This window comes from Stutzerimonas kunmingensis, assembly GCF_002929225.1.
In the GTDB taxonomy this organism is placed as follows: Bacteria; Pseudomonadota; Gammaproteobacteria; order Pseudomonadales; family Pseudomonadaceae; genus Stutzerimonas.
Genome location: NZ_PISM01000014.1, coordinates 806,777 through 819,392 on the forward strand (window position 1 = coordinate 806,777; position 12,616 = coordinate 819,392).

Sequence of the window (12,616 nt, forward strand, 5' to 3'; positions counted from 1 at the left end):
CCGCCGGCCAACGGGCGGCGACGGGGGATGGTTCAGCTCGGCCGGGCGCCGAGCATTTGCGTGTCGACATCGTCGGCGTTCTGGTTGGCTGCTGGCTTTTCCTGCGGCACGCCGGCAACATTGATTTCCGGCAATCGCCCACCGATGAATTCGATGCTGCGGGTGGGGAAGGCGAACTGCACGTCCATGTCGCGAATGCCCTGCAGCAGGGCGAGGTTGATCTCCTGCTGGGTGTCCATGTACTTGTTGTAGTCCGAGACCTGCATGATGTAGACGACCTCGAAGGTCAGCTGGCTGTCGTCGAAGCCGAGGAAATGCGCGCGGTCGAACTTCGCCACTTCGATGCCTTCGATGATGCGCTTCACCAGTGCCGCCACCTCTTTTACCTTTTCGGTTGGCGTGTCGTAGGTGATGCCGAACTTGAAGACGATCCGCCGCGTGTTCATGCGCTTGTAGTTGTGCACGATCTGCCGCAACAGGTCGGCGTTGGATACGACCACCTGTTCGCCGCTGAGGGCGCGAATGCGCGTGGTTTTCAGGCCGATGTGCTCGATGTTGCCGGCCACCTCGCCGAATACCACGAAGTCGCCGATCTCGAACGGCTTGTCCACGCCGATGGACAGCGAGGCGAAGATGTCGCTGAGCAGCGTCTGTACTGCCAGGGCGATGGCGATACCGCCAACGCCGAGGCTGGCGACCATGGCGGTGATGTCGACACCCAGGTTGGCGAGGATCGATAGCAGCATCATGGTCCAGACCACGATACGGATCATGATGCCGATGATGGTGGTGGTGACCGGATTGCGAGCCTTGCCGTCGCGGGTCAGGCTCTCCATCCACAGGCGCACACCGGTGTCCATCCACAGCGCGAACTGGAACGCGAGGGCGATGAACCAGCCGTGGGACATTGTCGATTCCCAGCGAGGCGACAGTTCAACCGTCTTCAGTGCGATCAGCAGTGAGAACGCCAGGATCAGCAGATTGCTGGTGCGTGAAAGCAGTTCGGCGGTGATGCCGAGGAACTTGGTCTTGGACCCGGTTGCGAGTTTGTTGAGGCGCCTGGTGACGATCCCGAGGATGGTGCGCAGGACCAGGTAGCTGACGATGGTGATCCCCAGCACGATAGCCAGGTTGATCCAGAGTGTCTCGTTGAGCAGGGCGTCCCAGTTCATTCATATCCTCCGATAAGGGTGCGCATGATGCAGCGAAGGCCACGTTTTTCAGTGGTCCTCGCTGCTCATAAGTTCCCTATGTCGGCGGTCGGATGGGTGGTGCTAGCGGGCTCGGTGGTTGCGTTGGTGCTATCAGTCGCTCGGTAAGGAAGTGGCGAGCTCGTCGTAGCCGCCGGCGTTAATGACCTGTGTGTAGCCGAGCTTCTCGAGCACGTCCTGCGCTTCGGAGGCGCGTCGGCCGCTGCGGCAGTAGAGCACGACCGGGGTGTCCTTTTCCGGGGCCAGCATTCCGATCCGCTCGGCGATATCCGGAGTCTCGATGCGAACCGCGCCGGGTAGCGCTCCTTCGGCGAACTCGTCAGCAGTCCTTACATCGATCAGTACGGTGTCGGCTCGCTGCAGCATCTGCAGGGCGGTGGGCTGATCGATCTCGCCAGCCGATGCGTGCAGGCTCAGAGCCAGCAGTAGGGAAAGAATCGGGGCGCGCATGGGAACTCCTCGCAGCGCGCCGGTGGCGCGCTCAGCTGAATATACGGGTCAGGTTGGGCAGGATGAGAATCACTGCCGTGGCAATGACGATCAGTGTCGCCTGCCGAAATTTCTTCTGCTTGAGCATGACATGGCCTTTTATTCTTGTGTGTAGCGATTATCGCCTTGCCGAAGGGCGGAGACGGTACGTGACCGCGGTTTCCAGAATCCGACGCCGGTAAACGAGACGTGCTGGACATTCGCCCAGACTCAAGAGAAAGCAATTTCCGCACCAGCGAACGCTCTAGAGATGGAGCTGGTCGCTTCTTTTGGTTGTCTTCCGTTTTACACCGCATCGGAGGACAGACAATGAACAAGCCGAAGTTACCGCTAGTACTGTTACTCACCGCCATTTCCAGCGCTGCATTGGCGCAGCAGGAGGGCATGACACTGCAGCAGGAGCGTGACCAGATGGGGGCCGATTTGGAAGAAAATCGCCAGCAGATCGGTCGCGATATCAACCGTATCCGTGAGCCGGGCACCACTCGGGAGCAGACGCCTGGTATCAACCGAGGGAGCGTGCAGAGTGATGCGTACAACCCCCGACCCAACGTTCCGGGTGCCACGAACCCGCCGACCGGGACCGGTTTGCCGAGTCCGCAGAACAATGTCCGCCAGCCGAAAGGTGGCGTGGGCGCGAATCCTGCTCCGGGCATCACCCAGCCGCAGACCGCTCCGGGTGGTGCCAATGGAAACGCCAATCAGGGCGGCGTCACACCGCCGGGTGGAATCGGAACAGGTAGCGGTAACGGTGCAGGCGGAGCCAGCAGCGGCGGTGCGGCCAGCGGCGGCGCAACGGGTGGCGCCGCCGGCCGTTGAGTAGGCCGGCGTTCAGCTGGTGGTGTCGCCGCTGCTCAGAAGTCTCAGGGTGGCAGGATCGGGCTGACCGTCAAAGAAGGCTTGCAGCGTCTGCTCGAACTGGGCGGAGTCTGGCGCTACATGGGCGAAGAGGGTCATGCAGGAGTGAAACTTCAGGTCGTCTGGGCTTCCCAGAATCTGCTGTGCGCTGTTGCGGTGATGCCCTACCATCGCCTCGGTGCAGGCCAGCAGGCGTGGCCCCAGCAGCGGATGCTGCAGATAGGCTTCAACCTCGGCTCGGCCCAAAATCGCGTAGCGCTGTGCCATGGCGCTGCGGCCAAGCCCCTGCAGCTGCGGAAAGATGAACCACATCCAGTGCGTACGTTTGCGCCCGCTGCGCAGTTCTGCCAGCGCCTGCGGATACTGGAGTTGTTGAGCGTCGACGAAGCGCTGCAGGTTGTAGGGATCGGCCATGGAAATGATTGCGGCATGAAAGGACTGCGAGCAATCTGCAACAGGCCAGACGGCACGACAATCGCTGACGGACGTACGGTGCTCTCGGATCGGGGCTCTAGAATGCAAAAACCCCTGGCTTCGGGAAGTCAGGGGTTTTGCTTGAATCGAATATGGCGGTGAGGAAGGGATTCGAACCCTTGATACGATTTCTCGTATACACACTTTCCAGGCGTGCTCCTTCAACCGCTCGGACACCTCACCGGATCGACGGAGGTTCATGTCCGTCGAGGCGCGCTAATGTAATCGAACCCTGTGCCTTTGGCAAAAACTTTTTTAGCTTATTCATGCGCTTAACAAATTCGTCTCGCTCAGGTGACAGGCTGCACGTTCCGCTAGACTCCTGATTGCAGCCTTGGTCGATGCCTGGGTTATTTTGAATAAGAAGCCGAGCGGAGCTCACCTGTTCCATGAAACTGACAAGCAAGTCAGGCAAGCATATCGATACCTTGCTGGTGCCGACCCGGCGTCGGGTTGCTGTCGCCCGTCTGGAATTGGGTATGTACGTCTGCGAGCTGGATCGGCCGTGGAATGAAACGAACTTTGCGTTCCAGGGTTTTCCGCTGCTGAAGCCCGCCGAGATACGCGCGCTACGCAACTGTTGCGAGTATGTCTATGTCGACGATACGCGCAGAGTTCGCTTGCAGCACGATACGCCGGTTCCGGTCGTCGGGCCGCGTGTTCGCAAGCCGATAGAGCGACCGCAGCACGCGCTTTCGACCGAGGTGGAAGAGGCCCGCGCAGCCTATCTGGATGGCTCCCGCCTGATCGAACAGGTGCTGGCCGACGTACAGCATGGACGAGTGATCGACACCCGCGCATGCCATGGCGCCGTCAAGCGCAACCTGGCCAGCATGCTGCGCAATGAAAGCGCCATGCTCTGGCTGGTCCGGCTGAAGAACAAGGATCTCTACACCAGCCTGCACTGCTTGTCGGTGTCGATCATGGCGATGGGCTTTGGCAATCATCTCGGCCTGCAGGACGACAAACTCCAGCTGCTGGGCATGGCGGGGTTGCTGCATGACGTCGGCAAGATGCGCATTGATCCTGAGATTCTCAACAAGCCCGGAAAGCTCACCGCGCAGGAGTTCGAGGTGATCAAGCGGCATCCGGTCTTCGGCCTGGAAGCGCTGCGAGCGCAACCCGGTATTCCGGAAGCTGCACTGCACGCCGCGTATGGCCATCACGAGCGACTCGATGGCACTGGATATCCGCTGGGTTCGGGGCCGGCGCAGATTTCCTACATGACGCGCATCATCACCATTGTCGACGCTTTCGACGCCATTACCAGCCACCGGGCCTACGATTGCGCGCGACCGGTGCAATCGGCCTTCGAGATCCTGCGCAGCGCCAGCGGCAGGCAGTTCGACGAGGACCTGGTGAGCGAATTCATCCGCTGGCTGGGAGCCTTCCCGGTGGGTACGCTCGTCGAGTTGCACACCGGCGAGGTCGCCGTGGTAGTGGAAAAACATCGGCAATACCAACTCCGCCCCCGTGTTGTGGTGTTGCGCGATGCCGCCAAGCAGCGCTGCACGCCGCGTTATCTGGATCTGGCGCAGATCACCGTGGACGAGGAGGGTGCGCCTTACCGGATATCCGTCGGTCTGCCGGATGGCTCTTTCGGGCTTCATCTCGCCGACCCCGAGCTACAGGCCATCCTGCACCCCGAGACACTGGCCGACTTCGAATCGAGCTGATCCCTTCTGTACAGATACGTTTCGGTGCGGCTTTGACGCCTCTGGCGTGACCGGCCGGTCGGTCATCGCGCTTTACCTGAGCCTGAGCGCTGGGTAACGTCTGCCCACTTTAAAAACAAGGAATCTCGTCATGAGTGAGCTGGTCTCCTACCAATTCGAAGACGGCGTTGCCACGCTGACGCTGTGCAATGGCAAGGTCAACGCCCTTTCGCCTGCCGTGTTCGAGGCGCTCAACGCCGCGCTGGATCGCGCCGAGCAGGACCGTGCCGTCGTGATTCTCACCGGGCAGCCAGGCATCCTGTCCGGCGGCTACGATCTAAAGGTCATGACGTCGAGCCCGCAGAACGCCATGACGCTGGTCGCTACCGGTTCGACCTTCTCCCGCCGGATGCTGGCACACCCGTTCCCGATCATCGTGGCGTGCCCAGGGCATGCGATCGCCAAAGGCGCCTTCCTACTGTTGTCCGCCGATTACCGCATTGGTGTCGAAGGGCCATTCCATATAGGCCTCAATGAGGTGCAGATCGGCATGACCATGCACCATGCAGGCATCGAGTTAGCGCGTGACCGTTTGCGCAAGTCAGCCTTCCATCGCTCGGTGATCAACGGCGAGATGTTCGATCCGATTGGCGCGGTGGATGCCGGTTTTCTCGACAAGGTGGTGCCGATCGGTGAGCTGCTGGCAGTCGCCAAAGCCGCGGCCGAGCAGCTGAAGAAGATCAACATGGTGGCGCACAAGAACACCAAGCTCAAAGTGCGCAAGGCGCTGCTGGAAACCCTGGATCAGGCGATCGCATTGGACCAGCAGCACTTCGGCTGAAAGAGCGCGCGGAGCGCAAGAGAATTTCTTCTCGAGTGCGCACGAGGGCCGGCCCTGCGTTTACACTGCGCGAGTGACGCCCCGCCGATGGCGGGGCGTTTTCATTTCTCATTCCGTGTCGCCTCGCAGGAGAGCCCCGATGTCCGCCCCGCACACCCCGGTAGAACGCGCCGATTTCGACCAGGTCATTGTTCCCACCTTCGCCCCCGCAGCCTTCGTACCGGTACGTGGCCTGGGTTCGCGAGTATGGGATCAGAGCGGGCGAGAACTGGTGGACTTCGCTGGCGGCATCGCGGTCAACGCACTGGGCCATGCGCATCCGGCGATGGTCGCGGCGCTTACCGAGCAGGCTGGCAAGCTCTGGCACATTTCCAACATCTATACCAACGAGCCGGCGCTGCGCCTGGCGAAGAAGCTGACGGCAGCGACCTTCGCCGACCGCGCGTTCTTCTGCAATTCCGGCGCGGAAGCCAACGAGGCGGCGTTCAAGCTGGCCCGTCGTTACGCCCATGACGTCTACGGGCCGCAGAAATTCGAGATTATCTCGGCGCTCAACAGCTTCCACGGCCGCACCCTGTTCACCGTCACGGTGGGCGGGCAGTCGAAGTACTCCGACGGCTTCGGGCCAAAGATCGAAGGGATTACCCATGTACCCTTCAACGATCTCGACGCCCTGAAAGCGGCGATCTCCGACAAGACCTGCGCGGTGGTGCTGGAGCCGATCCAGGGCGAGAGCGGCATCCTGCCGGGCGACCAGGCCTATCTGGAAGGCGCGCGCCAGCTGTGCAACGAGCACAACGCGCTGTTGATCTTCGACGAGGTGCAAACAGGCCTCGGTCGTACCGGCGAGCTGTTCGCCTACATGCACTACGGTGTCACGCCGGATATCCTGACCAACGCCAAGAGCCTGGGCGGCGGCTTCCCCATCGGGGCAATGCTGACCACCAATGAAGTTGCTGCGCACCTGAGCGTCGGCACCCACGGCACCACTTATGGCGGCAATCCGCTGGCCTGCGCAGTTGCCGAGACGGTGCTGGATATCGTCAATACGCCTGAGGTGCTCGAAGGCGTCAAGGCGCGACACGAGCGTTTCAAGGCGCGCCTGATGCAGATCGGTGAGCGCTATGGCGTGTTCAGCCTGGTGCGTGGCCGTGGCCTGCTGATCGGCTGTGTGTTGAGCGAGGCCTGGAAGGGTAAGGCCGGTGCCTTCTGCGCCGCCGCGGAGAAGCAAGCTCTCATGGTGCTGCAGGCCGGCCCCGACGTGGTGCGCCTGGCGCCGAGCCTGGTCATCGACGACGCTGATATCGACGAAGGGCTGGATCGCCTCGAGCGCGCCGTCGCGACGCTGACCCAGGCCTGACCATTCCCCATGCGCGGCGCCGCGGGCGTCGCGCGTTCTACTAGCGAGAGCAATTCAATGAGCGATAGCCTGCAACTGGTTCTGGAAGATGTCGACGGAACCCAACTGGAAACTTCCTGCACCCGTTTTGCCGTGATTTGGCAGGGCCGCGAGGTCTGGATTCAGCAGGTCGGCAACGGTCAGCTGATGATCGGTGTGGACGTCGAGGACGGCGACACCGAGTACGCCAATCTGGTGCTGCGCCCGCTGGCGACCAACCTGGTCAGCCTGCAGCTGGAAATGGAGCCGGTCGAGGCCGATGACGACGAGCACGTCCACGGCCCTGACTGCAATCACTGACGGCAGACCGGCATGCTCGCTATCGGCAAGCTGCTGGAACTGACCCTCGCCGGGCGCGAGCCCTGCGAGAAAGTCCAGCTCACCCCGCGCGGGGTGAAGCTGCACTGGCTGGCCGAGGGCGCGCTGCTGGTATCGCCGCCGAGCGGCCAGGATCAAGGCGTCGACCTGGTCCTGTCGGCCGGCATACACGGCAATGAACTCATCCCCATACATGTCCTGGATCGCCTGATCCGTGCGCTCGCACGGGGCGATGTGCAGCCTCGTGCGCGACTGTTGCTGCTGTTCGCCAATCCTGCAGCGATGCGTCGCATGGTTCGGTACATCGAACATGACCTTAACCGTCTCTTTCTCGGTGCCCATGCTGATGTATGGGGCGGCGAAGCCATTCGTGCGTCAGAGCTTGAGGCATTGGTCGGAGGCTTCTTCAGCGTGTCCGGACGCCAGCGCCGGCATTATGACCTGCACTCAGCGATGCGCCCGTCGCGTCTCGCCCAGTTTGCGATCCGCCCTTGGCGCGAGGGAGGGGGCGCACAACCCAATGCGTTGGCCCGACTGCATGCTCTGGCAATCGACGGCGTCCTGTTGCAGCGCCAGCCCAGCTCTACCTTCAGTGCTATGACCGCCACGCTTCATGGCGCCGAGGCGTTTACCTTTGAGCTTGCCGAAGGCAAGGACGAGGCCCTGCCGCCGGCAGTGCTGCAGTTCGAGCAGGGGCTGATCGCAATGATCGAGGGGCGCGAGTTGTCTGCGGGTGCAGAGGCGCAACCGCAGCTGCTGAGTATTTCCCGAGAGATCATCAAGCGCAGCTCGCGGTTTCGGCTGTGTCTACCCGCTGACATCGAGAACTTTGCGCCATTGCCGCTTGGCAGCCTGCTTGCCGAGGACGACGGCATGCGCTGGGTGGTCGATGAGCCGGACGCGCGCATTCTTTTCCCCATGGCCGATGTTGCCGAAGGACAGCGTGCTGCATTGATCGTTGTGCCATTGGAGCAGTCCGACACGTAGCACTGAGGCGCTCGCTCCGGAAATGGGCGGTTGCAATCGGTCACTTGCGCCCTTATCTAGCTTCACTCCCTTCGCGTTGTGTGCACCTTCTTATGAGTACTGCTCTATCCATTCGGCAGTTGACCAAGACCTACGGCAACGGCTTCCAGGCCCTCAAGGGTATCGATCTGGACGTGGCCGAAGGCGACTTCTTCGCCTTGCTCGGGCCCAATGGCGCCGGCAAGTCCACCACCATCGGCATCCTCTCCACCCTGGTGAACAAGAGCGGCGGCACGGTCAACGTGTTCGGTCACGACCTGGATCGCGACCCGTCCGGGCTCAAGCGTTGCCTAGGCGTGGTGCCGCAGGAATTCAACTTCAACCAGTTCGAGAAGGCCTTCGACATCCTGGTCACCCAGGCCGGCTACTACGGCATCCCGGCGAAGATTGCCAAGGAGCGCGCGGAGCGCTATCTCAACCAGCTGGGGTTGTGGGACAAGCGTGATGTTTCCTCACGGATGCTCTCCGGCGGCATGAAGCGCCGCCTTATGATCGCGCGGGCGCTGATCCATCAGCCGCGGCTGTTGATTCTCGACGAGCCCACCGCGGGTGTGGATATCGAGCTGCGCCGCTCGATGTGGTCGTTCCTCACCGAGCTCAATCGTGAAGGCATTACCATCATCCTCACCACCCACTATCTGGAGGAGGCCGAACAGCTGTGCCGCAACATCGGCATCATCGACCATGGCCAGATCGTCAAGAACACCAGCATGCGCGAGTTGCTCTCGCAGCTGCACGTGGAAACCTTTCTGCTGGACCTCAAGGAGTCGCAACTGGTCGCGCCGGAGCTGGGCAGCTATCCGGCGCAGTTGATCGATCATCACACCCTCGAGGTGCAGGTGGAGAAGAGTCAGGGCGTGACCGAACTGTTCCGTCTGCTCAGCGCTCAGGGCATCGAGGTGCTGAGCCTGCGCAACAAGACCAACCGCCTGGAGGAGCTGTTCGTGTCGCTGGTGGAGAACAACCTGAAGGTGAAGTCATGAGCGGCGAACTGCGTCCCAACCTGGTCGCGTTGCAGACCATCGTCCAGCGCGAGATCCGTCGCTACACACGCATCTGGCCGCAGACGCTGCTGCCCCCGGCGATCACCATGGTGCTGTACTTCGTCATCTTCGGCAGCCTGATCGGCGCGCGAATCGGCGACATGGACGGCTTCAGCTACATGGATTACATCGTGCCGGGGCTGATCATGATGTCGGTGATCACCAACTCGTACAGCAACGTGGTATCGAGCTTCTTCAGCACCAAGTTCCAGCGCTCCATCGAAGAGCTGCTGGTCTCGCCGGTGTCGCCCCACGTCATCGTCATAGGCTTCGCCCTGGGCGGCATCACCCGCGGGCTGGCGGTGGCGGTGATCGTGACGCTGCTGTCGATGTTCTTCACCGATCTGCAGGTGCATCACCTGGGTGTGACGGTGCTGGTCATCACTCTGACCGCGAGCATCTTCGCCCTGGGCGGCTTCATCAACGCGGTGTTCGCGCGCAACTTCGACGATATCTCGATCATCCCGACCTTCGTGCTGACGCCGCTGACCTACCTGGGCGGGGTGTTCTATTCGATCAATCTGCTGTCGCCGTTCTGGCAGACGCTGTCGCTGGCCAACCCGGTGCTGCACATGGTCAATGCCTTCCGTTACGGCATCCTCGGCGTCTCGGATATTCGCATCGGTGTGGCGATCAGCTTCATGCTGGTGGCGGTGGCGGCGCTCTATCTGGTGTCTGTGCATTTGCTCAAGAGCGGGCGGGGTATGCGCCAGTAGCCAGCGCTTCGTCCGTCTGCTGCGCCGATGGCGCTGAAAAGAACGCCGCGAAGCGCTAAACTTCGCGGCGTTTTTCGTTCAGGTCCCTTCCGATGCAGCATCCCGCCGAACATTCCCCGCTGGGCAAGTCCAGTGACTACATTGCCACCTACAGCCCGCACCTCCTGTTCCCGATTCCACGGGCACCGAAGTGGGCCGAACTCGGGCTGACCGCCGAGACGCTGCCCTATCAGGGCGTGGACCTGTGGAACTGTTACGAGCTGTCCTGGCTGCTGCCGTCGGGCAAGCCTGTGGTGGCGATCGGCGAATTCGAGATTCCGGCCGACTCGCCGAACATCATCGAGTCCAAGTCGTTCAAGCTCTACCTCAATTCGCTGAACCAGTCGGTGTTCGAATCGCGGGAAGCGCTGCTGGAGCTGATGAGTGCCGATCTTTCGGCCGCTGCCGGCAAGCCGGTCAGGGTGCGCCTGCGCACGCTGGATGAAGTCGCCGCTGAAGGCGTCGCCACGCTGCCAGGGCGGTGCATCGACGAGCTGGACGTAGCCATCGAGCACTACGACCATCCGCGCCCCGAGCTGCTGGCATGCGATGCCGAGCGGTTGGTCGAGGAATCGCTGCACAGCCACCTGCTCAAATCCAACTGCCCGGTCACCGGTCAGCCGGACTGGGGCAGTGTTGTGGTGGAGTATCGTGGTGCCGCGCTGCAGCCGGAGAGCCTGCTGGCCTATCTGGTGAGCTTCCGCCAGCATGCCGACTTCCACGAGCAGTGCGTGGAGCGCATCTTCCTCGACCTGCAGCGCCTGTTGCAGCCGGAGAAGCTCACCGTCTATGCGCGCTACGTGCGCCGTGGTGGGCTGGACATCAATCCGTACCGCAGCACCGAGACGCTAGAGGTGGACAATCGTCGCCTGGTACGCCAGTGACGCGGCGGGTCGCGTTCATGCCGCGACCCTGACTTACTTGCTTCAGATGCCCATGTTGGCCAGGGTCTGCATGATGTTGCGCAGGGTCATGGCCATGCTCGGATGGCTGACTTCGAAGCGCTCGACGGCCAGATTGACGCCATCGACCAGCGAGTCGTTGTATTCGGTGCTGTCTTTGGTCGCCAGACGCGCTTCGATGTCTTGGGCGATGGCCTGCAGCGAGGCGCGCTCCTCGTCGGTCAGCGGCGTGTCCTGGGCCAGTTGATTACGCAGTTCTTCGAGCTGCGACTGCAGATCATGTTCCGGCATCTTGCTTCCCTCTCATGGATTTACGGGCAACGAGCGTTGCTCTCGATACCCGAAGGTTAAACCAGCCGCCTGGCCTTGTCTGTGCCTTTGCGGGGCGAGCCCCGGCTGGATTGACGGCGGACAGGCGGCCTGTCCGGCTGACTGCCGCAAATCGAATGTTCGCTCTATACTGCGCGGTCTGCGTCGGTGCGCCGCGTGCACCAAAACTAGGGAGAAAACAGCAATGCCCAAGATCGCAACGGCCTGGATCGCCGTGCTCAAGGCCAGTTTCGTCACCGTCGCCATGCTTGGCGCGAGCCATGCACTGGCTGCCGAAGAGGATCCGTGGGAAGGCGTCAACCGCGCGGTGTTTCGTTTCAATGACACCGTTGACACCTACACCCTCAAGCCCTTGGCCCAGGGCTACCAGAAAGTGACGCCGAGCTTCCTCGAGGACGGCATCGGCAATGTGTTCAGTAATCTCGGTGATGTGGTGGTGCTGACCAATGACTTGCTGCAGGGCAAGGTCCGCGATGCCGGCATCGACACCAGTCGTATCCTGTTCAATACCACATTCGGCGTGCTCGGTTTCTTCGACGTTGCCACCCGTATGGGGCTGCACAAGAACGATGAGGACTTCGGCCAGACGCTGGGTGCCTGGGGGCTGGGAAGTGGGCCATATGTCGTGCTGCCGCTGCTTGGGCCAAGCACGGTGCGTGATGCCGTCGGCCGGGTGCCGGATTCCTTCCTCGAACCGTATCCGCACATGGATCATGTGCCGACCCGCAACGTGACGCGGGGTGTGGACCTGATCGATACGCGCGCAGGACTGCTGTCAGCCGAGAAGATGATTCAGGGGGATCGCTACATCTTTGTACGCAACGCCTACCTTCAGAATCGCGAATTCCGGGTCAAGGACGGGGAAGTCGAAGACGACTTCTGAAGCCTGGCCGCATTTTCTGCGGCCATTGCTGGAGCAGGGTCAGGACATCGAAAGGATTGCCAGGCCCAGGCTCTGCCGGCCATCGTCGAGCTGGCTGACGCGTACGACTTCTGTCTGCGCGTCCAGTCCTTTCAGTTCGCTGTGCTCGGATGGAATGAGTACGCGGACCTTGTCGCCCATGCGTAGTTGGGCGCTGGCCAGCACCTGCATGCCGGTGCTGGAGAGGTCGATACAGGTGCCGCTCAGTTTTGTATCGCCATGTTCCAGCGCAACGGTGGTTTCGATCTGCATTCGGATGAAATCGCGTTTTTCACTGTAATCGCGGTCTTTCTGGCTCATGGTTTCAACCTTTTATATATGGCTCGCGGCATTCTTATAGCTCCCCTCAATTCGTCCTGTAAAGGCGCCAGCCGGTCGGCTTGAAACCCCGAT

Annotated in this window: 15 protein-coding genes and 1 tRNA gene; 10 read left to right on the forward strand and 6 right to left on the reverse strand. The window is 61.5% G+C overall.

Features of this window, described 5'->3' with window-relative positions:
* Positions 1-32 precede the first annotated feature (32 nt).
* Both CW305_RS10325 and CW305_RS10330 read right to left on the reverse strand, forming a co-directional pair.
* A complete protein-coding gene (locus tag CW305_RS10325) occupies positions 33-1,172 on the reverse strand; it encodes a mechanosensitive ion channel family protein (protein WP_104097831.1) in 1,140 nt (379 codons plus the stop codon).
* Between the two features lie 132 nt (positions 1,173-1,304).
* Positions 1,305-1,661, reverse strand: a complete 357-nt coding sequence (locus CW305_RS10330; RefSeq protein WP_014820040.1) for a rhodanese-like domain-containing protein — start codon at positions 1,659-1,661, stop codon at positions 1,305-1,307.
* Positions 1,662-2,009: 348 nt separating this feature from the next.
* On the opposite strand from CW305_RS10330, the gene CW305_RS10335 reads away from it, so the two are divergent.
* Positions 2,010-2,519, forward strand: a complete 510-nt coding sequence (locus tag CW305_RS10335; protein WP_104097832.1) for a hypothetical protein — start codon at positions 2,010-2,012, stop codon at positions 2,517-2,519.
* Between the two features lie 12 nt (positions 2,520-2,531).
* Here CW305_RS10335 and CW305_RS10340 read toward each other — a convergent pair whose 3' ends face one another.
* Together CW305_RS10340 and CW305_RS10345 are read right to left on the reverse strand one after the other, a co-directional pair.
* Positions 2,532-2,972, reverse strand: a complete 441-nt coding sequence (locus CW305_RS10340) for a DUF1810 domain-containing protein (RefSeq protein ID WP_104097833.1) — start codon at positions 2,970-2,972, stop codon at positions 2,532-2,534.
* Between the two features lie 153 nt (positions 2,973-3,125).
* A tRNA-Ser gene (locus CW305_RS10345) sits at positions 3,126-3,215 on the reverse strand.
* A 206-nt stretch (positions 3,216-3,421) separates the two neighbouring features.
* Here CW305_RS10345 and CW305_RS10350 point away from each other — a divergent pair.
* The 8 genes from CW305_RS10350 to queF all read left to right on the forward strand — a co-directional run bounded on the left by CW305_RS10350 (position 3,422) and on the right by queF (position 10,953).
* Positions 3,422-4,708: an HD-GYP domain-containing protein gene (locus CW305_RS10350; protein WP_003301873.1), complete on the forward strand. Its 1,287-nt coding sequence runs from the start codon at positions 3,422-3,424 to the stop codon at positions 4,706-4,708.
* A gap of 130 nt (positions 4,709-4,838) precedes the next feature.
* Positions 4,839-5,528, forward strand: coding sequence for a crotonase/enoyl-CoA hydratase family protein (locus CW305_RS10355; RefSeq protein ID WP_023447136.1), 690 nt, complete (start codon positions 4,839-4,841; stop codon positions 5,526-5,528).
* A 139-nt stretch (positions 5,529-5,667) separates the two neighbouring features.
* Positions 5,668-6,888: an aspartate aminotransferase family protein gene (locus CW305_RS10360; RefSeq protein ID WP_104097834.1), complete on the forward strand. Its 1,221-nt coding sequence runs from the start codon at positions 5,668-5,670 to the stop codon at positions 6,886-6,888.
* A gap of 57 nt (positions 6,889-6,945) precedes the next feature.
* Positions 6,946-7,227 (forward strand): hypothetical protein, encoded by a 282-nt coding sequence (locus CW305_RS10365; RefSeq protein WP_003282913.1) that lies wholly within the window; start codon positions 6,946-6,948, stop codon positions 7,225-7,227.
* A gap of 12 nt (positions 7,228-7,239) precedes the next feature.
* Positions 7,240-8,232, forward strand: a complete 993-nt coding sequence (locus CW305_RS10370; protein WP_104097835.1) for a succinylglutamate desuccinylase — start codon at positions 7,240-7,242, stop codon at positions 8,230-8,232.
* 92 nt (positions 8,233-8,324) lie between these two features.
* A complete protein-coding gene (locus CW305_RS10375) occupies positions 8,325-9,254 on the forward strand; it encodes an ABC transporter ATP-binding protein (protein ID WP_023447139.1) in 930 nt (309 codons plus the stop codon).
* Entirely contained in the window at positions 9,251-10,030 is a 780-nt protein-coding gene (locus CW305_RS10380; RefSeq protein ID WP_104097836.1) for an ABC transporter permease, read from the forward strand. The genes CW305_RS10375 and CW305_RS10380 overlap by 4 nt, the downstream gene beginning before the upstream one ends.
* Positions 10,031-10,122: 92 nt before the next feature.
* Positions 10,123-10,953, forward strand: a complete 831-nt coding sequence (gene queF / locus CW305_RS10385) for an NADPH-dependent 7-cyano-7-deazaguanine reductase QueF (RefSeq protein WP_104097837.1) — start codon at positions 10,123-10,125, stop codon at positions 10,951-10,953.
* Between the two features lie 42 nt (positions 10,954-10,995).
* Here the strand turns inward: queF and CW305_RS10390 are convergent, their stop codons facing one another.
* Positions 10,996-11,262, reverse strand: a complete 267-nt coding sequence (locus tag CW305_RS10390; protein WP_063543972.1) for a DUF4404 family protein — start codon at positions 11,260-11,262, stop codon at positions 10,996-10,998.
* 223 nt (positions 11,263-11,485) lie between these two features.
* Here CW305_RS10390 and CW305_RS10395 point away from each other — a divergent pair, with 223 nt between their 5' ends.
* On the forward strand, positions 11,486-12,184 hold the full coding sequence (locus tag CW305_RS10395; RefSeq protein ID WP_104097838.1) for an MlaA family lipoprotein: 699 nt from the start codon (positions 11,486-11,488) through the stop codon (positions 12,182-12,184).
* Between the two features lie 39 nt (positions 12,185-12,223).
* Here CW305_RS10395 and CW305_RS10400 read toward each other — a convergent pair whose 3' ends face one another.
* Positions 12,224-12,523 (reverse strand): PilZ domain-containing protein, encoded by a 300-nt coding sequence (locus CW305_RS10400; RefSeq protein ID WP_014820049.1) that lies wholly within the window; start codon positions 12,521-12,523, stop codon positions 12,224-12,226.
* Positions 12,524-12,616 lie beyond the last annotated feature (93 nt).